Annotated in this window: 16 protein-coding genes, 3 pseudogenes and 1 riboswitch; of the genes and pseudogenes, 13 read left to right on the top strand and 6 right to left on the bottom strand. The window is 67.4% G+C overall.

Annotated features, from left to right (window positions below; translation table 11 throughout):
* Positions 1–50: 50 nt before the first annotated feature.
* Positions 51–1,151 carry a hypothetical protein gene (locus DL544_RS20830; protein ID WP_065177807.1) on the bottom strand — a complete coding sequence of 367 codons (1,101 nt, stop codon included), beginning with the start codon at positions 1,149–1,151 and terminating at the stop codon, positions 51–53.
* Positions 1,148–1,924: a hypothetical protein gene (locus DL544_RS20825; protein ID WP_005420424.1), complete on the bottom strand. Its 777-nt coding sequence runs from the start codon at positions 1,922–1,924 to the stop codon at positions 1,148–1,150. The genes DL544_RS20830 and DL544_RS20825 overlap by 4 nt, the downstream gene beginning before the upstream one ends.
* 122 nt (positions 1,925–2,046) lie before the next feature.
* On the opposite strand from DL544_RS20825, the gene DL544_RS20820 reads away from it, so the two are divergent.
* Both DL544_RS20820 and DL544_RS20815 read left to right on the top strand, forming a co-directional pair.
* Positions 2,047–4,194 carry a S46 family peptidase gene (locus tag DL544_RS20820; RefSeq protein WP_139728017.1) on the top strand — a complete coding sequence of 716 codons (2,148 nt, stop codon included), beginning with the start codon at positions 2,047–2,049 and terminating at the stop codon, positions 4,192–4,194.
* 135 nt (positions 4,195–4,329) lie between these two features.
* Positions 4,330–7,776, top strand: coding sequence for a hybrid sensor histidine kinase/response regulator (locus tag DL544_RS20815; RefSeq protein ID WP_139728016.1), 3,447 nt, complete (start codon positions 4,330–4,332; stop codon positions 7,774–7,776).
* A gap of 79 nt (positions 7,777–7,855) precedes the next feature.
* On the opposite strand, the gene DL544_RS20810 is transcribed toward DL544_RS20815, so the two are convergent.
* The 3 genes from DL544_RS20810 to acs all read right to left on the bottom strand — a co-directional run bounded on the left by DL544_RS20810 (position 7,856) and on the right by acs (position 11,479).
* A complete protein-coding gene (locus DL544_RS20810) occupies positions 7,856–8,431 on the bottom strand; it encodes a manganese efflux pump MntP (RefSeq protein ID WP_005420421.1) in 576 nt (191 codons plus the stop codon).
* Positions 8,432–8,519: 88 nt separating this feature from the next.
* Positions 8,520–8,609, bottom strand: a riboswitch (yybP-ykoY riboswitch).
* A 181-nt stretch (positions 8,610–8,790) separates the two neighbouring features.
* Positions 8,791–9,456: a response regulator transcription factor gene (locus DL544_RS20805; protein ID WP_005420420.1), complete on the bottom strand. Its 666-nt coding sequence runs from the start codon at positions 9,454–9,456 to the stop codon at positions 8,791–8,793.
* A 79-nt stretch (positions 9,457–9,535) separates the two neighbouring features.
* A complete protein-coding gene (acs, locus tag DL544_RS20800) occupies positions 9,536–11,479 on the bottom strand; it encodes an acetate--CoA ligase (RefSeq protein ID WP_139728014.1) in 1,944 nt (647 codons plus the stop codon).
* A gap of 243 nt (positions 11,480–11,722) precedes the next feature.
* On the opposite strand from acs, the gene DL544_RS20795 reads away from it, so the two are divergent.
* From DL544_RS20795 to xth, 7 genes and pseudogenes are all read left to right on the top strand, one after another.
* On the top strand, positions 11,723–13,150 hold the full coding sequence (locus tag DL544_RS20795; RefSeq protein ID WP_053498792.1) for a DcaP family trimeric outer membrane transporter: 1,428 nt from the start codon (positions 11,723–11,725) through the stop codon (positions 13,148–13,150).
* A gap of 188 nt (positions 13,151–13,338) precedes the next feature.
* Positions 13,339–13,641, top strand: a complete 303-nt coding sequence (locus tag DL544_RS22695) for an MFS transporter (RefSeq protein WP_479692453.1) — start codon at positions 13,339–13,341, stop codon at positions 13,639–13,641.
* Positions 13,599–14,420 (top strand): annotated as a pseudogene (locus DL544_RS22690) (MFS transporter). Before DL544_RS22695 ends, DL544_RS22690 begins: the two are co-directional and overlap by 43 nt.
* A 232-nt stretch (positions 14,421–14,652) precedes the next feature.
* On the top strand, positions 14,653–14,931 hold the full coding sequence (locus DL544_RS22685; protein ID WP_479692427.1) for a hypothetical protein: 279 nt from the start codon (positions 14,653–14,655) through the stop codon (positions 14,929–14,931).
* A gap of 128 nt (positions 14,932–15,059) precedes the next feature.
* Positions 15,060–16,389 (top strand): annotated as a pseudogene (locus tag DL544_RS22680) (aldehyde dehydrogenase family protein).
* An 11-nt stretch (positions 16,390–16,400) separates the two neighbouring features.
* Positions 16,401–16,544, top strand: a complete 144-nt coding sequence (locus DL544_RS22245) for an aldehyde dehydrogenase family protein (protein ID WP_306287070.1) — start codon at positions 16,401–16,403, stop codon at positions 16,542–16,544.
* Positions 16,545–16,705: 161 nt separating this feature from the next.
* Positions 16,706–17,473 (top strand): exodeoxyribonuclease III, encoded by a 768-nt coding sequence (gene xth / locus DL544_RS20780; RefSeq protein ID WP_005420392.1) that lies wholly within the window; start codon positions 16,706–16,708, stop codon positions 17,471–17,473.
* Between the two features lie 70 nt (positions 17,474–17,543).
* On the opposite strand, the gene DL544_RS20775 is transcribed toward xth, so the two are convergent.
* Positions 17,544–17,795, bottom strand: coding sequence for a GlsB/YeaQ/YmgE family stress response membrane protein (locus tag DL544_RS20775; RefSeq protein ID WP_005411656.1), 252 nt, complete (start codon positions 17,793–17,795; stop codon positions 17,544–17,546).
* An 84-nt stretch (positions 17,796–17,879) separates the two neighbouring features.
* On the opposite strand from DL544_RS20775, the gene DL544_RS20770 reads away from it, so the two are divergent.
* The 4 genes and pseudogenes from DL544_RS20770 (at position 17,880) to DL544_RS20755 (ending at position 20,989) form a co-directional block, all read left to right on the top strand.
* On the top strand, positions 17,880–18,479 hold the full coding sequence (locus DL544_RS20770) for a 4'-phosphopantetheinyl transferase family protein (protein ID WP_065177813.1): 600 nt from the start codon (positions 17,880–17,882) through the stop codon (positions 18,477–18,479).
* A gap of 39 nt (positions 18,480–18,518) precedes the next feature.
* Positions 18,519–19,157, top strand: coding sequence for a 16S rRNA (guanine(527)-N(7))-methyltransferase RsmG (rsmG, locus tag DL544_RS20765; RefSeq protein WP_005420388.1), 639 nt, complete (start codon positions 18,519–18,521; stop codon positions 19,155–19,157).
* A 112-nt stretch (positions 19,158–19,269) separates the two neighbouring features.
* Positions 19,270–20,067, top strand: a complete 798-nt coding sequence (locus tag DL544_RS20760; RefSeq protein WP_005420387.1) for a ParA family protein — start codon at positions 19,270–19,272, stop codon at positions 20,065–20,067.
* Positions 20,067–20,989, top strand: a pseudogene (locus DL544_RS20755) (ParB/RepB/Spo0J family partition protein). Before DL544_RS20760 ends, DL544_RS20755 begins: the two are co-directional and overlap by 1 nt.
* Positions 20,990–21,112: the final 123 nt, after the last annotated feature.

The raw sequence follows: 21,112 nt of genomic DNA, 5'->3' as shown, positions 1-21,112 counted from the left end.
CCGGGTCGGGGCGGCGCCCTTTCATTGAAAGGGTCCGACCCCCGGCTTCTTCAGCTGCGGCGCAGCCGCTGGCGGTGCCCGGACAGGTCCATGCTCCACAGCAGCAGCGCACCCAGCAGCGCCGGCAGCACGCTGAGCACGGACAGCATCATCAGGAATGACACTGGCAATTCCATGCGGACGGGCTTGCCCCGGCGCAGCTGGTAGCGGATCCATGCCGTGGCCAGCACGGTCCAGGCCAGCAGCCAGCACAGCGGTGCCAACCACAGCGAAGGCGAGGGCACCCACAGGTAGACGGCGGTACCGACCACTGCGATGGCTGCGCAGGCGACCGGCAGGGCCAGCCAACGCAGCCGGGAAGGCGGCACGGACGGGTCTTCAGGGGCGCTCTGCCAGACGAACAGATGACGCAGGCCAATGGCCAGCAGCGTGCCGAGCAGTGGCGCCAGCGCTGCCGTGCCCAGCACGATCGCCCTGCGCTGCTCTTCCGACTGGTAGGGCAGCAGCGTGTTGGCGATCTGGGTGGTGGCCAACGCGATGAAGGCCATCAACGTCAGTGCCACGCTTGCCAGCAGTGCACGCAGCAATGACAACTGTGCTGCGGTGAGGCGGGTGACATCGCTGGCGCCGGCCCAGAAGCGGGCTTGGCCCGCATCGATGCCGGGCGGCAGAGGACGGTCCTCCTGGCAGCCCAGTACGTCCATCAACGCTGCGGCCTGGCGCGGCACGCGCAGCGGCAGCGCGGACATCAGGTTGCGCAGGTGCGAACGCGGTTCGCGCAGCTGCTGAAGGCGGCTGGCAGCGTCATCGTGGCTGGTCCAGCGTCCGCCACGCGCCTCCATCTGCTGGGCCAGCAGATCGGTCTGCGCGGGCAGTTGCAGCCAGTCCTGCCAGGCGTGTTCGGCCAGCTCGCGCAGTTCGCCTGGTGCCAGGCCGCAGCCCGCGTCGTCCCAGCCGAAGGCCTGGTAAAGCGCCGCGGCTTCGGACAGGTTCATGGGCGCCTGCCGCGCGCGCAGCGCCTGCAGCACCCTAGCACTGGCTTCAGCGCGCTCGTCCAGGGACCACTGGCTGCGCAGACCCTGCAGGTACACCGCGAAAGGTTGCGGGTCGGTGGATTTGGCGCGCTCCAGCAGGTCCATCCAGTTGCTCATGGGTTTGCCTCGTGTGGGGGCTGCAGGCTTGAACGATCACTGTCTGCATTGCCGGGGGAGCTGGAAAATGCCCCGCGGAGGATTGCGATGGCGGCCAGCAGGGCGCACGTCAGAAGCAGTGCCAAAGCGACCGTTCGCCGCGTGAAGCGTCTGCGTGACGGCACGGAATGGTGCAGGGCGTCGCATGCGGCCGCCCAGAACATGACCTGCCTGCGCTGCAATGGCGGTGGGAGCGCCACGTGCGCCATCACAGGTACGCCGACAAGGTAATGCAGCGTTTCACGCATTTCGTGCCGCGTGCGCACGGACAGCGCCTGGATGCGCGCGCGCAGTGGGTGCCAGGGGCCACTGAGCCGGGCGACACGGGTGCGGGCCTGCACCACCGAAACCGGCGCATTCTCAAGATGCATGTAACGGGCGAGCGCGGTCTCGTTGCCTGGCACCAGCAACCAGCACAGGTGCATGCTGTGGCCGAGGGCGGCCATGTCGTAGCACTCGCGGATACTGTCCCGGTCATACCACTGGAAGCGGTCGGCCAGCTGCTCGAAGTTCGCTTGCGGGAACGGCGTAGTGCCCTTCATCAGCCGTTGCCAGGTTGCCAGGTTCACCGCGCCAGCATCCGCAGGGGGCTGCAGTTCCGGGGACTGCTGCAGCCAGGCTGCGAAGTCTGCCGGATCGCGTTGCTGACCGTTGCGGACGATGCGGTCGGCAAGCGCCTCGGCGGCAGATGGCCCTGTCGAATGCGTGGTGCCCAGATCGATTCCTGCGATCATCGGTCCTTCCCTGGTATCCGTGCCTGATTCTAGCCAGCATCGGTGCCCCCAACCATCAGCCGTTGCCCCACGCGGCCCCAGCGGCTATGGTCCCGGGCTGTTCTGTCGTACCGGATTGCCTCATGTCACCACGCAAAGCCCTTCCCACCGCCCTGGCCCTGGGCCTGACCCTCGCCGCCGGTGCCCACGCCGATGAAGGCATGTGGATGCCGACGCAGCTGCCGGAGCTGGCCAAGCCGCTGCAGGCCGCTGGCTTCAAGGGTAATCCGGCCGACCTGGCCAATGTCACCGCGCCGCCGCTGAGCGCCGTGGTGCGCGCCGGTGGTGGTACCGGTTCGTTCGTGTCCGCCGACGGCCTGCTGCTGACCAACCACCACGTGGCGATGGGCGTGATCCAGTACAACAGCTCCCCAGAGCACGACCTGATCAACGGTGGCTTCATCGCCAGGGACCGTGCCGATGAGCGCCCGGCCAACCCGGACTTCCGCGTGCTGGTCACCGTCGGCTTCGACAAGGTGACCGACCAGGTGCTGGCGCAGGCCCGCGGCAAGACCGGCCGTGCCTACTTCGACGCCGTCGATGCCGCCAGCAAGCAGATCGTGGCCGAGTGCGAGAAGGATGGCAGTGTGCGCTGCTCGGTGGCCAACATGTACTACGGCACCGACTTCTACCGCATCGCCCAGCTGGAACTCAGCGACGTGCGCCTGGTGTACGCGCCGCCGCGTGCGATCGGCAACTATGGCGATGAGATCGATAATTTCATGTGGCCGCGCCACACCGGCGACTTCACCCTGCTGCGCGCCTATGTGGGCAAGGACGGCAAGCCGGCCGCCTACAGCAAGGACAACGTGCCCTACCAGGCGCCGGCACACCTGCAGATGTCGGTGGAGGGCCCGAAGGAGGGCGACTACGCGATGCTGGCCGGTTATCCGGGCATCACCTACCGCCACCGTACCGCGGCAGAATTCGCCGGCCAGATCGACACCGTGCTGCCGCGCCGCGTTTCGGTGTTCCAGCAGATGATCGACACCATCGAGGCGGCAACTGCCAAGGACGCGCAGGCACGTACCCGTTACGCTTCGCAGCTGCAGTCGCTGAAGAACAACCGCAAGCGCGCCGCCGGTGAGCTGGAAGGTCTGCTGCGCAGCGACGCCAAGGCCCAGCGTGCCGCCGACGAGACCGCGATGCTGGCCGCCACCGACCGCAGGTACCAGAGCGACATCAAGGCGCTGCTGGCCAACCTGTCACAGGGCGCGGCGGTGGGCGAGCGTGACCTGCTGCTGGACCAGATGGCCGCACAGAGCCAGTTGCTGCGCTCGGCGCTGCTGCTGGAGCGCCTGCGCATCGAATCGGCCAAACCGGACGCGCAGCGCGAGAGCGGTTACCAGCAGCGCGACCAGGCGATGATCGAAGGCGTGCTCAAGCAGGTCCAGCGCCGCTACGCACCGGAGGTCGAGAAGGCCCTGCTGACCACCCTGCTGACCCGTTACCAGCAGCTGCCGGACGCGCAGCGCGTGGCCGAGTTCGACGCCGCCTTCGGCCGTACCCCGCAGCAGCTGGCCAAGGCACTGGATACCCTGTACGCCGGCACCCAGCTGGGTGACGAGGCGCAGCGCCTGTCGCGCTTCGCGGCTGCGCGCGAAGGCAAGGCCCTGGCCGCCGATCCGCTGATCGCCGTGGCCGGCCCGCTGGTGGCCGCGCAGCTGCGCATCGAGAACGAAAGCAAGACCCGCGAGGGCGAGCAGCTGCGCCTGCGCCCGGCCTACATGCAGGCGCTGTTCGCCTGGCGTGCCAAGCAGGGCCGCGCCGTGTACCCGGATGCCAACCGCACCCTGCGCATCAGCTACGGCAAGGTCGAGGCACTGCACCCGCGCGATGGCGTGACCTACTCGCCGGTGACCACCGTGGCCGGCATCGTCGAGAAGAACACCAACGCCTATCCGTTCGACGCACCCAAGCCGCTGCTGGCCGCGATCGCCAAGGGTGACTTCGGCAGCACCGCCGATCCGGCACTGAAGACCCAGACGGTCAACTTCCTGACCAACCTGGACACCACCGGCGGCAACTCCGGCTCGCCGGTGCTCAATGCCAAGGGCGAACTGATCGGCCTGAACTTTGACAGCAACTGGGAGTCGGTCAGCGCCAGCTGGTGGTTCGACCCGCGCTACAAGCGTGCCGTGCACGTGGACATGCGCTACCTGCGCTGGCTGCTGGCCAAGGTCTACCCGGCGCCGGAACTGCTGAAGGAAATGGGCGTGCCGGCCCAGTAAGAAGCCGGCCACGACCCACGGTCGTGGCCCGCACCGCGTAAGCCCCCACACTGGTGGGGGCGGTTGCCCCCAACGAGCCCGTACACCCGGCCGCGCCTGGCCTACACTGCGGGTTCCTCCGACGGAAACACACGCGTGGTCTCCAGTTGGGTCCTGCTGCTGGTCTCGGTTGCCTATGCCGCGCTGCTGTTCGGCGTGGCGTGGTGGGGCGACCGTCGGCCGATGTACCCCGACCGGCCGTGGCTGCGGCCGGTCGTCTACAGCCTGGCGCTGGCGGTGTACTGCTCGTCGTGGACCTTCTACGGCGCGGTCGGCACTGCCGTGCGCAATGGCGTGGGCTACCTGCCGATCTACATCGGCCCGCTGCTGCTGCTGTTGTTCGGCTGGCGCATCATCGAGCGCCTGGCGCTGATCGCACGCAGCCAGAACGTGGTCTCCATCGCCGATTTCATCTCCTCGCGCTTCGGTCGCTCGCGGCGGCTGGCGGCGCTGGTGGCGATCATCGCGCTGATCGGCATCATTCCGTACCTGGCGTTGCAGTACAAAGCGGTGGCGATGAGCCTGCAGGTGCTGACCGGCAACACCGGCCCGACCGGGTTCTTCACCGACCCGGCGCTATACGTGGCATTGCTGATGGCGCTGTTCGCCACCCTGTTCGGTACCCGCCAGGTCGATGCCACCGAGCACCACCACGGCATGATGCTGGCGATTGCCTTTGAATCGGTGATCAAGCTGCTGGCGATGCTGGCGGTGGGCGTGTTCGCCTACCTGTGGCTGAGCAACCGCACCGACGCGGTGGTCGAGTCGGTGCATACGCTGTTCACCGGCCTGCCGCCGGTCGGCTTCATCTCGCAGACCCTGCTCAGTTTCCTCGCCATCATCTGCCTGCCGCGCCAGTTCCACGTGGCCGTGGTCGAGTGCGGTGACGTGCGCGACGTGCGCCGCGCGCGCTGGATGTTCGGCGGTTACCTGGTGCTGATCTCGGGCATGGTGCTGCCGATCGCCACCGCCGGCGTGACCCTGTTCGGCACCGGCGGCGGCGTCGCCGACGACTCGATGGTGCTGGCGCTGCCGTTGGCCGAAGGCCGCAATGCGCTGGCGCTGATCGCCTACGTGGGCGGCTTCTCGGCGGCCACCGGCATGGTCATCGTCTCGTCCATCGCGCTGGCGACCATGGTCAGCAACGACCTGGTGATGCCGGTGCTGCTGCGTCGGAGCGGTGACCACCAGGAAGCCGCCGACGTCGCCTCGCGCGTGCTGTGGATCCGCCGCCTGGCGATCCTGCTGCTGGCGCTGATGGCCTACAGCTACTACCGCACCAGCAGCAACGACAGCACGCTGGCCTCGTACGGCCTGATGGCGTTCGCAGCGGTGGCGCAGTTCGCGCCCGGCCTGATCGGCGGCCTGTACTGGCGCGGTGCCAGCCGGCGCGGCGTCGAAGTGGGCATGCTGCTGGGCTTTGCCACCTGGCTGTACACCCTGCTGCTGCCGGCGATGACCATGGCCGGCTGGGTCGACGCCGCCTGGGTGCAGCACGGCCCGTTCGGCATCGAGTGGCTGCGTCCGCAGCAGCTGTTCGGCATGTCCGGCTGGGATCCGCTGACCCACGGCACGTTCTGGTCGCTGCTGGTCAATGCGGCCACGATGATGCTGGTGTCCGCACGCTGGCGGCCCGGCGTCGACGAGCGCCTGCGTGCGGCACCGTTCCTCGACCCGTATGCCGAGCGCCCGTCGGTGGCCGGCGGCTGGCCCGGCCACGTGCATGTGGGCGACCTGCTGGCGCTGGCCTCGCGCGTGGTCGGCGAGCGCCATGCGCGGCGTTCGTTCTTCGAGCAGGCGCAGTCACTGGGCCGTGAACTGCAATCCTCCGCGCCTGCAGACCGCCCGTGGGTGCAGTTCACCGAACGCCTGCTGGCCGCGTCGATCGGCGCGGCGTCCGCACGCCTGCTGCTGACCAGCCTGCTGCGTGGCTCGGGCATGGACTTGGGTGAAGTGGTGGCGGTACTGGACGAAGCCGGGCAGGAACTGCGCTTCAACCGCGAGATCCTGTCGACCACGCTGGAGAACATCAGCGCCGGGGTCAGCGTGGTCGATCCGGACATGCGCCTGACCGCATGGAACCGCCGCTACCAGGACATGTTCGGCTACCCCGACGGCATGCTCTACGTGGGCCGCCCGGTGGCCGACCTGATCCGCTACAACGCCGAGCGCGGCGAGCTGGGCGAGGGCGATATCGAAGTGCAGATCAACCGCCGCATCGGTTACATGCGCGCCGGTTCGCCGCACGTGTTCGAGCGCACCCGCAGCGACGGCAAGGTGATCGAGATGCGCGGCCAGGCGCTGCCGGGCGGCGGCTACGTGACCAGCTACAACGACATCACCGACTACAAGCACGCTGAAAGGGCGCTGCTTGAAGCCAACGAGACGCTGGAACAGCGCGTGGCCGAGCGCTCGCATGAGGCCGAGGTCGCGCAGCAGTCGAAGACCCGTTTCCTGGCGGCGATCAGCCATGACGTGCTGCAGCCGTTGAATGCGGCGCGCCTGTTTGCGTCCGCGCTGCGCGACAGCGATCACGTGAGCGACGAACAGAAGCATCTGGCCGAACGCGTGGACGCGTCGCTGCGCGCTGCCGAAGAACTGCTTGATGGCCTGCTGGACGTGTCGCGGCTGGATGCCGGTGGCCTGCACCCGGTGATCGGCGAATTCGATGTGAGTGCGTTGATGCGCGAGCTGGCCGCGCAGTACACGCCGGTCGCCGCAGGCCGTGGCCTGCGCCTGGACCTGTTCGCGCGCACGGCCTGGGTACGCAGCGATCGCCGCCTGCTGCGCCGCGTACTGCAGAACTTCCTGGCCAATGCGCTGCGCTACACACGCCAGGGGCGCATCGTGCTGGCCGTGCGCCAGCGCGGCGACGAGGTGGAACTGCAGGTGTGGGATACCGGCCCTGGCATTCCCGAACACCACATGCGGCAGATCTTCGACGAGTTCCACCGCTACCAGCAGCCGTTCGACTGGGGCGAGCAGGGGTTGGGCCTGGGCCTGTCGATCTGCCAGCGCATCTCGCGCCTGCTCGACCATCGCCTCAATGCACGCAGCCGCGTTGGCAGTGGCTCGATGTTCTCGATCATCCTGCCGCGGGTTGCGCCCTTGCCCGGCTACACCGAGCCTGCCAAGGCGACCCAGGCCGTGGCCACACCGGTGCGCAGCGATTCGCTGGCGGGCCTGCGGGTGCTGTGCGTGGACAACGACGAGGAAATCCTCGACGGCATGCGCGCACTGCTCGGCCGCTGGCAGGTGCAGGTGATCACCGCCGCCACCGTCGACCAGGCACTGGAGAAGATCGCCGAGCGACCGCAGGTGATGCTGGTGGACTACCACCTGCACGATCGCATGGATGGCCTGGATGCGCTGGTGGCGCTGCGCGAGGCGGCCGGCTACCCGCTGCCGGGTGCGCTGCTGACCGCCGACGGACGTGACGAGCTGAAGCGGATGGCACGCGAGCGTGGCTACCGCGTGCTGACCAAGCCGATCAAGCCGGCCTCGCTGCGCGCCTTCCTGGGCGCGCTGCGGGATGCGCAATAGATCCACGCCATGCGTGGATGCGACGCCAGGTAGTGCCGGCCGCTGGCCGGCAACCACGCAATCGCTCGCTTCCGATGCGTTACCCCACGCCGTGCAGGTGTTCGTACAGGATGGTCGCGCCGATGATCACCAGGATCACGCCACCGATGATCTCCGCACGCTTGCCGACCATGCTGCCCAGCACGCGGCCGAGCATGATGCCGGCGGTCACCATGGTCAGTGTGCACAGGCCGATGACCGCGGCCATCACGCCGATATGCACGTCCATGAAGGCCAGGCCGATACCCACCGCCATCGCGTCGATGCTGGTGGCGAAGCCGGTCAGCGCCAGCTTCCAGAAGCCGTGGTGCTGCGAGGGATCCTCGTCATCCTCGGCGCTGTCCGGGCGCAGGCCGTTGTAGATCATGTGGATGCCCAGCGCACCGAGCAGGCCGAACGCGATCCAGTGGTCGAAGGCTTCGACGTACTGCAGCGCGGCGCGGCCGAGCAGCCAGCCGATGATCGGCGTGATCGCCTCGATGACGCCGAAGATGATGCCGGCACGCAGTGCATCGCGGAACACCGGCTTGCGCATGGCCGCACCCTTGCCGATTGCGGCGGCAAAGGCATCGGTGGACATGGCAAAGCCGATCAGGAGGATCGAAATGGGGGACATGGACAGCGGCTGAGGTCGGGCAAGGACGGACGCACGGCTCGCGCTCGCGCCCAACCTGACGTTGCGCGCGCGGGCCGCTGGTCTCGCCAACCATCATGGTTGTCCACGCCACGGCGCACTGGCCGAGTATGTTGACGTGGACGATTCCTGCGAAGGAATCCGGCTACTCCCCAAGGGGACGCGAAGCTTAGCATCGCGATCCGCGCGTGGCGCATTTACAGACAAACGCGCAGGCAGGGCTGGTTTGTATAGCGATGGCTATAACACGGGCCAAGCAAAGGCGTGCCAAGCAAGCTTGGCACCTACCAGGGCGGTTTCAGACGTTCCAGGCGAATGCCGGCCAGCGGCCGGCACTATCGTCAGTCTTCTTCCGGCGGCAGCACGATGGCGTCGTCGTCGATGGCCAGCTTGCCGGCCATCAGCACGGCCTGGGTGCGGTTGGTCACGCCGAGCTTGCGCAGGATGGCGGTGACGTGGGCCTTGATCGTCGCTTCGGAGACGTTGAGGTCGTAGGCGATCTGCTTGTTCAAGCGGCCAGCGCCGAGCATCTGCAGGACACGGAACTGCTGCGGGGTCAGCTCGCGCAGGCGCTGGCCGACTTCGCGTTCTTCGCTGCCGGTGGGCGGCACGTTGTGCGCTTCCGGCGGTGCCCAGGTCTCGCCATCGAGGATGGTGCCCAGCGCATGGCCGATGGTGTCCGAATCCGCAGACTTCGGGATGAAGCCCAGCGCACCGTGGTCGAGCGCGCGGCGCATCACCGTGGCTTCTTCGCGCGCGGACACCACCACCACTGGCAGCTGGGGGTGCAGTGAGCGCATGTGCACCAGTGCGTTGAAGCCCTGCGCACCGGGCATGTTGAGATCCATCAGGACCAGGTCGGCGTCGTTGTGCTGGTCGGCCAGCGCGTACAGCGCTTCCACGCTGTCGGCCTCGAACAGCTGCACGCCGGGGATGACCCGCTGCACGGCTCCACGCAGGGCTTCGCGGAACAGCGGGTGGTCATCGGCAATCAGGAGGGTGGTCATGGTCGGGGGAACCGTGGGGGAAACCAGATGGGGTCAGAGCCCTTTCCTGGTGGAAAGGGATCCGACCCCGGGTTCTGCATCAGCGCACCTTGCGCTCGTCCACCAGCGACGCCACCACCGACGGATCGGCCAGGGTCGAGGTGTCGCCGAGCTGGTCCGGCGCGTTTTCGGCAATCTTGCGCAGGATGCGGCGCATGATCTTGCCCGAGCGGGTCTTCGGCAGGCCCGGTGCCCACTGCAGGTGGTCCGGTGTGGCGATCGGCCCGATCTCCTTGCGCACCCAGGCGATCAGCTCCTTGTGCAGTTCATCGCTCGGGGCCTCTTCGGCCACCAGGGTGACGTAGGCGTAGATGCCTTGGCCCTTGACGTCGTGCGGGAAGCCCACGACCGCCGCTTCGGCCACCTTCGGATGCGAGACCAGCGCGCTTTCCACTTCGGCGGTGCCGATGCGATGGCCGGACACATTGATCACGTCGTCGACGCGGCCGGTGATCCAGTAATAGCCGTCTTCGTCGCGGCGGCAACCGTCACCGGTGAAGTAGCTGCCCGGGTAGGTGCGGAAGTAGGTATCGATGAAGCGCTGGTGGTCGCCGTACACCGTGCGCATCTGGCCCGGCCAGGAGTCACGGATGATCAGGTTGCCCTCGGTCGGGCCGTCCTGGATCTCGCCATCGGCATTGACCAGCGCCGGCTGCACGCCGAAGAAGGGCAGGGTGGCCGACCCCGGCTTGAGGTCCATCGCGCCGGCCAGCGGCGAGATCAGGATGCCGCCGGTTTCGGTCTGCCACCAGGTATCGACGATCGGGCAGCGGCTGTCGCCGACCACTTCGTAGTACCAGCGCCAGGCTTCCGGATTGATCGGCTCGCCGACGCTGCCGAGCAGGCGCAGCGACGCGCGCGAGGTCTTCTTCACCGGCTCCTCGCCTTCGCGCATCAGCGCACGGATGGCGGTCGGGGCGGTGTAGAAGATGCTCACCTTGTGCTTGTCGATGACGTTCCAGAAGCGCGAGGTGTCCGGATAGTTCGGCACGCCTTCGAACATCAGCGAGGTCGCACCGTTGGCCAGTGGCCCGTACACGATGTAGCTGTGGCCGGTGACCCAGCCGACGTCGGCGGTGCACCAGTAGATGTCGTCCTCGCGCAGGTCGAACACCGCTTCATGGGTGTAGGCCGCGTACAGCAGATAGCCGCCGGTGGTGTGCAGCACGCCCTTCGGCTTGCCGGTGGAGCCGGAGGTGTAGAGGATGAACAGCGGGTCTTCCGCGTTCATGCGTTCCGGTTCGCAGGTGGACGGCTGGCTGTCCACCACATCGTGGAACCAGCGGTCGCGCGGGGCCTGTATGTCCACCGCGCCGCCGGTGTGGCGCACCACCAGCACGGTTTCAACCGTGTTCGTGCCCGGCAGCTTCAGCGCGGCATCGACGTTGGCCTTCAGCGGAATCCTGCGGCCACCGCGCAAGCCTTCGTCGGCGGTGATGATCAGCTTGCTCTGGCAGTCGCTGACGCGGTCGGCGATCGAGTTCGGCGCGAAGCCACCGAACACCACCGAGTGGATTGCACCGATGCGCGCGCAGGCCAGCATGGCTACTGCGGCGTCGACGATCATCGGCAGGTAGATGGTGACGCGGTCGCCTTTCTTGACCCCAAGGTTGCGCAGCGCATTGCCGAGGCGGCAGGTGCGCTCATACAGTTCGCGATAGGTCACGTGCTGGGCCGGTGCATCCGGGCCGTCCGGCTCGAACAGCAGGGCGGTCTTGTCGCCGCGCGTCTCGAGCTGGCGATCCAGGCAGTTCACGCTGGCATTGAGCTCACCATCCTCGAACCACTTGATGTGGAAGTCGGACAGGTCGTAGCTGACGTTCTTGATCTTCGTCGGCTTGCGCATCCATTGCAGGCGCTCGGCGGCCTTGCCCCAGAATCCATCCGGGTCGGTCACCGACGCCTGGTACTGCTGTTCATAGGTCTTCTTGTCGATGCGTGCCTTGGCGGCGAACTGCGGATCGACGGGGTAGATATCAGCCATGGCACCCTCACTTGCACGTTGACTTTGTATGTGCGGTCGCAGCATCGCAACGACCGATCCCCCTCAGTTTGCCCCATCCACCCCGGCCGCGTCACCACCCTGGTTAGACCATGGTCGAAAGTGAGCGCCCTGCAGGGCCGGGTTCGACCAATGGCGAATAGCCGCTATACATAATCGCCCCGCAGTCTCGGCTCGACCGTGCCCCACGCGCGGCATCACCTTGCCACTTGGGAGAGGGGCAACATGAGCCACCGTACGTTGAAAGCCGTGCGCACACCTTTGGCGGCCTGCCTGCTGGTCGCCCTGGTCGCACCGGGCATGGCGTTCGCAGAGACCGCCAAAGAGAAGGCACTGGAAGCACGCGTTGCCGAACTGGAACGCCAGGTCCAGCTGCTGCTGTCTTCGCAGCAACAACAACAGACCCAGATCAGCCAGACCCAGCAGGCGGTAACCGAAGTGCGCACGGTGCAGGCCGAGCAGAAGCCGGTTGCACAGGTGCCGGCCGGCAAGCAGCCGATCCAGGTCACCACCATCACCCCGGGCGCGGCACCGGGCACCACGGTCAAGATCGGCGGCTTCATCAAGGCCGACTTCCTGGCCACCCAGACCAGCGATGGCCAGCTGGCCGACGACGCCACCGGCCGTTCGCTGTACCTCCCGGGCCAGACCCCGGTGGAAGGCGCCGGCGGCAGCGGCAAGCGCTCGGGCACCGATTTCAACGCCCATGCCAAGTTCTCGCGCTTCAACCTGGGCATCGACAACGTCAGCGAATCGGGCAACAAGGCCGGTGCGTTCTTCGAGATGGACTTCTTCGGCAACTCGCTGGGCAACCAGACTGCCACCAATACCTACGGCGTGACCCTGCGCCACGCCTACATGTACTGGAACAACTGGCTGGCCGGCCAGACCTGGTCCAACTTCATGGACGCGGCCGCACTGCCGGAAGCGGTCGACTTCGTCGGCCCCACCGACGGCGTGATCTTCGTGCGCCAGGCCCAGGTGCGCTACACCCAGGGCGGCTTCAGCGTCGCGCTGGAAAACCCGGAAACCACCACCCTCACCGGCACCCGCAACCCGGTCACCGGCGCCTGGACCAACGCCAGCGCCAACTCCGACCGTGGCAGCCTGCCCGACCTGACCCTGCGCTATGGCTGGAAGGGCGACTGGGGCACCTTCGGTGTCGGCGGCATCGTCCGCCAGTTGAAGGTCGACAACCAGGCGACCGGCGCGAAGGCCGACAAGGTGGCCGGCGGCCTGACCCTGGGCGGCAAGTGGGTGATGGGTGACAGCGATTCGCTGCATTACCAGCTGACCGGTGGCGAAGGCATCGCCCGCTACATCGGCCTGGGCATCACTGCCGACAGTGCCTATGACGTGGCCCGCGACGAACTCAACCCGACCGGCGTGCTGGCCGGCTATGTCGGCTGGCGGCATGCGTTCTCGCCGAAGCTGCGCACCAACCTGATCTACGCGCGTAGCGACTACGACAACGACAGCATCCTCGGCCCGCTGGTGACCAAGAGCGTGCAGAGCATCCGCGGCAACATCTTCTATTCGCCGCTGCCCAAGGTCGATATCGGCGCCGAGCTGATGTATGGCCGTCGCGAAGTGGAGAACGGCAACAAGGGTGACATCACCCGGTTGCAGTTCACTACGAAGTACAGCTTCTAAGAGCGTGCCGGCCAGCGGCCGGCACCTACCGAGATGGGGTGCCGGCCAAGGTCGGCATCTACCGAATTGAGTGCCGACCAACGGTCGGCACCCACCAACAACGATTGCTTCGGAGGGGAAGCGTCCCATGTCCAGTACACCAGCACCGCACATAAAGCGGGCACCCTGACCAAGGGCCACAAGAAGTCATCTTCGCCTCGAGCCTCGGCACGGTCTTCGAGTGGTATGACTTCTTCCTGTACGGCTCGCTCGCGGCCATCATCGCCAAGCAGTTCTTCAGTGGCGTCAATGAAACCACGGGCATGATCTTCGCCCTGCTGGCGTTCGCCGCCGGCTTCTTCGTGCCCCGTTCGGCGGCCTTCTTCGGCAGCCTCGGCGATCGCATCGGCCGCAAGTACACCTTCCTGGTCACCATCCTGATCATGGCATCTCGACCTTCCTGGTCGGCGTGCTGCCCAACTACGCTTCGATCGGTTTCGCCGCTCCGGTGATCCTGATCATCCTGCGGCTGGCCCAGGGCCTGGCGATGGGCGGCGAGTACGGCGGTGCCGCCACCTACGTGGCCGAGCACGCGCCGGACGACAAGCGCGGCCTGTACACCAGCTTCATCCAGTGCACCGCCACGCTGGGCCTGTTCCTGTCGCTGCTGATCATCCTGGCCTGCCGCATGACGCTGGGCAACGAGGCGTTCGAAGCCTGGGGCTGGCGCATTCCGTTCCTGGTGTCGATCCTGCTGCTGGCATTTCGGTGTGGATCCGCCTGCAGCTGAGCGAATCGCCGCTGTTCCAGCAGATGAAGGCTGAAGGCAAGGGCTCCAAGACCCCCGTTCCGCGACAGCCTGAAGGGCGGCAACCTGAAGCTGATGCTGCTGGTCCTGCTCGGTGCGGCGGCTGGCCAAGCCGTGGTCTGGTACGGCGGCCAGTTCTACGCGCTGTTCTTCCTCAGCAGCATGCTGAAGGTCGATGCCACCACCTCCTACCTGCTGATCGCCGCAGCGCTGGCACTGGGCACGCCGTTCTTCATCTTCTTCGGCTGGTTGTCCGACCGCATCGGTCGCAAGAAGATCATCCTGGCCGGCTGCCTGCTGGCGGCCATCACCTACATCCCGATCTTCAAGGGCCTGACCCACTTCGCCAACCCGGCCATCGAAGAAGCCGCAGCAGCTCGCCGGCCCTGGTCGTCGCCGATCCGGCCACCTGCTCGTTCCAGTTCGATCCGGTGGGCCTGCGCAAGTTCACCAGCTCCTGCGACGTGGCCACCGCCGCGCTGACCAAGGCCGGCGTGCCGTACGACGTGCAGCCCGCCGCCGCCGGCTCGCTGGCGATGGTGAACGTGGGCAGCGCCAGCGTCCCCTCGTATGAGGCCGCAGGCCTGACCAAGGAAGAAGGCAAGGCCAAGGCCGATGCGTTCGGCGCGGAACTGAAGACCGCCCTGACCTCTGCCGGCTACCCGGCCAAGGCCGATGGTGCGCGCATCAACATCGCTGGCACCATCTTCATGCTGTGGCTGCTGGTGCTGTACGTGACCATGGTCTACGCCCGATCGCCGCCTACCTGGTCGAACTGTTCCCGACCCGTATCCGCTACACCTCGATGTCGCTGCCGTACCACATCGGCAACGGCTGGTTCGGTGGCTTCCTGCCGGCCATCTCGTTCGCGCTGGTGGCCGGTACCGGCAACCTGTACTACGGCCTGTGGTACCCGATTGCGATCGCACTGATGTCGGTGGTGATCGGCGGCCTGTTCCTGCGCGAAACCAAGAACGTGGATATCACCAAGTAACCGGCGTGCCGACCAACGGTCGGCACCCACCGGGTTTCAGGGCCGCGGTGCAGACCGCGGCCTTTCTGTTTGTCGACCGTGTCCACTGGGTTCGCATTCCGGTAGTGCCGGCGCTGGCCGGCAAACCCATGAATCTCCGAAGACATGAACCCATTGCCGGCCAGCGGCCGGCTACCATGGCGTTGCGCAGCACCCCGTATAGTCGGCCCATGACGACCACCGCCCCAGCCGACCTTCCCGCCCTCCTGCACACCCTGCGCAGTACCTGGCAGGCCCAGCGCCCTTCGCTGGACCAGCGTGAAGCCGACCTGCGCCGCCTCCGAAGCGCTGAAGCCACGCCTGACGAAATGGCCACGGCCATCGCCGAGGACTTCGGCCACCGCGTCCACGTCGAATCGAAGCTGGCCGATGGCATGAGTGTGCTGTCGGCCATCGACCACCTGCGCCGCCACCTGCGGCGCTGGTCGAAGCCGCAGCGCGTACGGGCCGGCTGGAAGCTGTGGCCGGCGCGCGCGCAGCTGCGGCCGACGCCACTGGGTGTGGTCGGGGTGATCTCACCGTGGAATTACCCGGTCACGCTGGCACTCGTGCCGCTGGCCACCGCCATCGCCGCTGGCAACCACGTGCTGTTGAAGCCCTCCGAACACACCGCGCACCAGTGCGTTCCTGGCTGATCTGCTGGCCAGCGTGTTCCCGCCCGATCGGGTGGCGGTGGTGCAGGGCGGGGCGGATGTGGCCGCGGCGGTGTCCTCGCTGCCGCTGGACCATCTGCTGTTCACCGGCTCGACGGCCGTTGGCCGCAAGGTGATGGCCGCCGCCGCCGAGCATCTGGTGCCGGTCACGCTGGAACTGGGCGGCAAGTCGCCGGCCATCGTCTGCCGCGATTTTCCGCTGGGCAAAGCCGCCGCGCGGCTGGCCACCGGCAAGTGGTTCAACGCGGGCCAGACCTGCATCGCGCCGGATTATGTGCTGATCGATACGGTCCGCCAGCGCGAGTTCGTACAGGCGCTGCAGCAGCAGGTGCGCGAAACGCTATGGCGACTTCAGCAATGCCGACGACTACACGCGCATCATCAACGAGGGCCAGTACCAGCGCCTGCAGGGCTATCTGGTGCAGGCGCGCGAACGTGGCGTGCCGGTGATTCCGTTGGCGCAGGTGGATGAGGCGCGCGCCGACGCGAGCGCCTGCTGGTGCCGACCGTGGTGCTGGACCCGCCCGACGATCTGGACCTGATGCGCGAGGAAATCTTCGGGCCGATCCTGCCCGTGCGGGCCTACCCGGATCTGGAGGCGGCGCTGGCGGACGTGCTGTCCCGCGAACGGCCGCTGGCGCTGTATCCCTTCAGCCATGACACGGCCACGGTGGAGCGCATCCTCGGCCAGGTGGTGGCCGGTGGCGTGACGGTAAATGACACGCTGCTGCACTTCGCCGCCGATGGCCTGCCGTTTGGCGGGTAGGGGCCAGCGGCATGGGCGCGTACCACGGGCGGGCCGGGTTCGATGCGATGAGCAAGCGGCTGCCGGTGCTGTGGCAGTCGCGCTGGGCGGCCAGCGACCGGCTGCGGCCGCCGTATTCGAAGATTGCGGGTTTGTTGAAGCTGCTGCTGCGGTAGTGCCGGCCGCTGGCCGCCAACTGCGGGGTCCTGCCGACGGTTCATGGGGTTGCCGGCCAGCGGCCGGCACTACCGGTGGGTGCAAACCTTGGTTGGCACGGGGCGGCCATGCGCCAACCCAGGTTGGCGTCTACCAAAGCCCACCCGGGTAGAATGCCCGCATGAAAATCGCCTCGTGGAACGTCAATTCGCTCAATGTCCGCCTGCCGCACCTGGAACAGTGGCTCAAGGCGTTCGGCCCGGACATCGTCGGTATCCAGGAAACCAAGCTGGAGGACCACAAGTTCCCCGACTCTGCGCTGATCGCTGCCGGCTACCGCAGCGTGTTCGCCGGCCAGAAGACCTACAACGGCGTTGCGCTGCTGTCGCGTGAGCCTGCACAGGACGTGCAGATCGGCATTCCCGGCTTCGAGGACGAGCAGAAGCGCGTCATCGCCGGTACCTTCGGCGACCTGCGGGTAATCAACCTGTACGTGGTCAATGGCCAGGACATCGGTACCGACAAGTACGAGTACAAGTTACGCTGGCTTGAGGCGGTGCATGCCTGGATCGCCGAAGAACTGCAGCGCCACCCGAAGCTGATCGTGATGGGGGACTTCAACATTGCCCCGGACGCACGCGACGTGCACGACCCGGAGGTGTGGAACGACAACCACATCCTGACCTCCACCGCCGAGCGCGGCGCATTGAACAAGCTGCTGCAGCTGGGCCTGCACGATGGCTTCCGCCTGCACAACGACGAGGCGGGCACCTTCAGCTGGTGGGATTACCGCGCCGCCGGCTTCCGTCGCAACCTGGGCCTGCGCATCGACCTGACCCTGGTCTCCGATGCGCTGAAGAGCGGTGCGGTGGCTTCGGGCATCGACCGCGAGCCGCGCACCTGGGAACGTCCGAGCGACCATGCGCCGGCGTGGGTACAGATCGGTTGAACGAACGGGCCCGGCATCGCCGGGCCCGTTCTGAAAGGCCCGCCGGCCAGCGGCCGGCGCTACCGCCGTGTCAGCGTATGCTCTTGCGGGTGAACAGATTGACGATCGCCAGCAGGATCACTGCACCGATCAGCGAGAACAGGAAGGTTCGAATGGTGATCGCTTCGTTGATGCCGCCGCCGAACAGCCAGCCGGAAATCAGCGCGCCGACGATGCCGACCACGATGTTGAGGATGATGCCCTGCTGGGCATCGCGCTTCATGATGATGCTGGCCAGCCAGCCTACGATGCCGCCGACGATCAGCCAGATGATGATGCCCATGATCGAACCTCCGGTGGGGAACGGTGACCAGTTGACGCGCACGGCCGTGAACCCGTCGTGGTGTCGTGTGACGGGCGCGTGCGCATGAGCCTGCCAGCCACCCTCGACGGCCCGTGGCGCTTTGGTCCGGTGACGGTCTGGCGGCGCCCGCACGTGCCCGGCCAGCGCGGCGAACCGCAGGCACGGCAGGTGCTGGCGCAGGCCCTCGGGGCCGATCCGGAGACGCTGCCGCTGGTCCGCGATGACAAGGGCCGGCCGGAGCTGAGCGGCGCATTGGCCCACTACGGCACCGGCTGGAGCCACAGCGGCGAGGTGCTGCTGGTGGCGCTGGGCGAAGGCGTGCGGCTGGGCGTGGACCTGGAACTGCTGCGGCCGCGCGCCCGACTGCTGGAGATCGTGCAGCGCTTCTTCCACCCGGAGGAGGTGGCGTGGCTGGAAAGCCTGGACCAGGCCGACCGCGAACACTGGTTCTTCCGCGTGTGGTGCGCCAAGGAATCGATGCTGAAGGCGCACGGCCAGGGTATCTCGTTCGGCCTGCACCGCCTGCAGCTGGCGCCGGGGGCCGATGGCGCCCTGCACCTGCGCTGGTGCGACCCGGAACTGGGCGAGGCCGCGCGCTGGCACCTGCACGAATGGCAGGCCACCGGTCAGTTCCGGGCGGCGTTGGCCTGGTATCCGCACTGAGGCGGGGAATCAGCGCGCAAAACCGGCGATAATGCCGGCATGAGCGAACACCCACTTCCCGCCAGCGTAGCTGCCACGCTGGAACAGGGCCTGGCCAGCATGGGCCTGGATGCCGCGCTGGCGCCGCCGCTGCTGCGCTACCTGGCCCTGCTGCACCGCTGGAACGGCACCTACAACCTCACCGCCATCCGCGACCCGCAGGAGATGGTCACCCGCCACCTGCTCGACTCGCTGGCGATGCAGCCGTTCGTGGCCGATGGCAGCCTGGCCGACCTCGGCACCGGCCCCGGGCTGCCGGGCATCCCGCTGGCCATCGCCTGCCCGGGCCTGCAGGTGACCCTGGTCGAGAGCAATGGCAAGAAGGCGCGCTTCATGCGCGAGGCCGTGCGCCAACTCGGCCTGGGCAATGCCCGCGTGGCCGAATCGCGCGCCGAGGCGCTGGACGAGGCCGGTCGTTACGACCAGTTGACCGCCCGTGCCATGGATACCCTGGCCGGCATCGTCCGTGTCGGTGGCCACCTGCTGCGGCCGGGGGGCGTGCTGCTGGCCATGAAGGGCGTCTACCCGCATGAGGAGATCGCGGACCTGCCGGCTGGCTGGCAGGTGCGCGAGGTGACCCCGCTGAGCGTGCCCGGCCTGGCCGGCGAACGCCACCTGGTTACTGTTACAGGCCCTTGATTCCCGCCGCCAGCCCCTTGTGCAACAACGGGTTGGCGATCCACGATTTCCGCAAGGGGCCGGTTGTACGCATAATGACCGGTCCCAGCACACGTCGACGAGGCACACCCGCATGGCCCGCATCATCGCCATCGCCAACCAGAAGGGTGGCGTCGGCAAGACCACGACCGCCGTCAACCTGGCCGCTTCCCTGGCCAACGCACCCAAGCGCGTGCTGCTGGTCGACCTCGATTCGCAGGGCAACGCGACCATGGGCAGTGGCGTGGACAAGCGTGAGCTGGCCGCCTCCACCTACGATCTGCTGCTGGGCGAGTCCAGCGCCGCCGATGTACGCGTGCAGACCGCCGAAGGCTACGACCTGCTTCCCGGCAACATCGACCTGACCGCCGCCGAGATCCAGCTGATGGCGCAGAGCGAGCGCGAGCAGCGGCTGAAGCGCGCGCTGGCACCGATCCGCGACGAGTACGACTACATCCTGATCGACTGCCCGCCGGCGCTGTCGCTGCTGACGCTCAATGCGCTGGCCGCTGCCGATTCGGTGATCGTGCCGATGCAGTGCGAGTACTACGCCCTGGAAGGCCTGAGCGCGCTGGTGGAAACCATCGAAGCGCTGCGTGCCAACCTCAATCCGGCGCTGGAGATCGAAGGCGTGCTGCGCACCATGTTCGACGTGCGCAACAACCTGGCCAACGCGGTCTCGGCCGAGCTCACCGAGCACTTCGGCGATCGCGTGTTCCGCACCATCGTGCCGCGCAACGTTCGCCTGGCCGAGGCACCCAGCCATGGCCAGAGCATCGTCGGCTACGACCGCGCCTCGCGCGGTGGCGTGGCCTACCTGGGCCTGGCTGGCGAGATCATCCGCCGCAACAACGAACGCAACAAGGCCACCAAGGCCGTGGAGACCGTCTGATGACCAGCAGCAAGCCGGCAGCCAAGAAGCGAGGCCTCGGCCGTGGCCTGGACGCGCTGCTGGGCCCGAAGGGCGCGGTCAGCCAGGTGCAGGCCACCACGGCGGTGATCGAGCCGCTGCCGGGGAAGTGCTGCGCAAGTTGCCGGTCGGCCAGCTGCAGCCGGGCAAGTACCAGCCGCGCCGCGAGATGGACGAGGGCAAGCTGTCCGAGCTGGCCGACTCGATCAAGTCGCAGGGCGTGATCCAGCCGATCCTGGTGCGCCAGCTGCCGGCGGGCAACTACGAAATCGTCGCCGGTGAACGCCGCTGGCGCGCATCGCAGCTGGCCGGGCTGGACGAAGTGCCGGTGGTGGTGCGCGAGCTGGAAGACCGCACCGTCATCGCGATGGCGCTGATCGAGAACATCCAGCGTGAAGACCTCAACCCGCTGGAGGAAGCCGAAGCGCTGCAGCGCCTGATCAGCGAGTTCACCCTCACCCATGCCGAGGCCGCCGAGGCCGTCGGCCGCTCGCGCGCGGCGGTGTCCAACCTGCTGCGCCTGCTGGAACTACCAGTGGCGATCCGCCTGCTGCTGGAAACCCGCCGCCTGGAAATGGGGCATGCCCGTGCGCTGCTGACCCTGGCCCCCGAACTGGCCGGCAAGCTGGCCCAGGAAGCGGCCGACGAAGGCTGGTCGGTGCGCGAGGTCGAGCGGCGCGCGCAGGCTTTCGCCGCCGGCAAGGTGCCGAGCAGCCGTCCGGTGGCCACGCCGAAGGTGCAGCAGGCCGACATCGCCTCGCTGGAAACCGAGCTGTCCGAAGCGCTCGGCGCCAAGGTGGCGATCAGCCACGGCCGTGGCGGCAAGGGCAAGCTGATCATCCACTACACCGACCTGGACACCCTGGACGGCGTGCTGGAAAAACTGCGCGCGCGCCAGGGCTGAGCCCGGCGCCGCGTCGGGGAGGCGGCCTGTTCCTGCCGCGCCCGGCGAATGACAGGGAACGCACTGCCACGCGCACCGCGGAATGCACTGTCTTCCGGCCCGTGGCCTCATCCAGGGAGCAGG

The organism is Stenotrophomonas sp. pho, assembly GCF_006228405.1.
In the GTDB taxonomy this organism is placed as follows: domain Bacteria; phylum Pseudomonadota; class Gammaproteobacteria; order Xanthomonadales; family Xanthomonadaceae; genus Stenotrophomonas; species Stenotrophomonas sepilia.
This window is presented reverse-complemented; position numbering and strand designations above follow the sequence as displayed.

What these genes read in the sequence shown, in the direction of transcription:
- DL544_RS20830 (WP_065177807.1), bottom strand. Translation starts at nt 1,151, where the DNA reads ATGAGCAACTGGATGGACCTGCTGGAGCGCGCCAAATCCACCGACCCG.
- DL544_RS20825 (WP_005420424.1), bottom strand. Translation starts at nt 1,924, where the DNA reads ATGATCGCAGGAATCGATCTGGGCACCACGCATTCGACAGGGCCATCT.
- DL544_RS20820 (WP_139728017.1), top strand. Translation starts at nt 2,047, where the DNA reads ATGTCACCACGCAAAGCCCTTCCCACCGCCCTGGCCCTGGGCCTGACC.
- DL544_RS20810 (WP_005420421.1), bottom strand. Translation starts at nt 8,431, where the DNA reads ATGTCCCCCATTTCGATCCTCCTGATCGGCTTTGCCATGTCCACCGAT.
- DL544_RS20805 (WP_005420420.1), bottom strand. Translation starts at nt 9,456, where the DNA reads ATGACCACCCTCCTGATTGCCGATGACCACCCGCTGTTCCGCGAAGCC.
- acs (WP_139728014.1), bottom strand. Translation starts at nt 11,479, where the DNA reads ATGGCTGATATCTACCCCGTCGATCCGCAGTTCGCCGCCAAGGCACGC.
- DL544_RS20795 (WP_053498792.1), top strand. Translation starts at nt 11,723, where the DNA reads ATGAGCCACCGTACGTTGAAAGCCGTGCGCACACCTTTGGCGGCCTGC.
- DL544_RS22245 (WP_306287070.1), top strand. Translation starts at nt 16,401, where the DNA reads ATGGGCGCGTACCACGGGCGGGCCGGGTTCGATGCGATGAGCAAGCGG.
- xth (WP_005420392.1), top strand. Translation starts at nt 16,706, where the DNA reads ATGAAAATCGCCTCGTGGAACGTCAATTCGCTCAATGTCCGCCTGCCG.
- DL544_RS20775 (WP_005411656.1), bottom strand. Translation starts at nt 17,795, where the DNA reads ATGGGCATCATCATCTGGCTGATCGTCGGCGGCATCGTAGGCTGGCTG.
- DL544_RS20770 (WP_065177813.1), top strand. Translation starts at nt 17,880, where the DNA reads ATGAGCCTGCCAGCCACCCTCGACGGCCCGTGGCGCTTTGGTCCGGTG.
- rsmG (WP_005420388.1), top strand. Translation starts at nt 18,519, where the DNA reads ATGAGCGAACACCCACTTCCCGCCAGCGTAGCTGCCACGCTGGAACAG.
- DL544_RS20760 (WP_005420387.1), top strand. Translation starts at nt 19,270, where the DNA reads ATGGCCCGCATCATCGCCATCGCCAACCAGAAGGGTGGCGTCGGCAAG.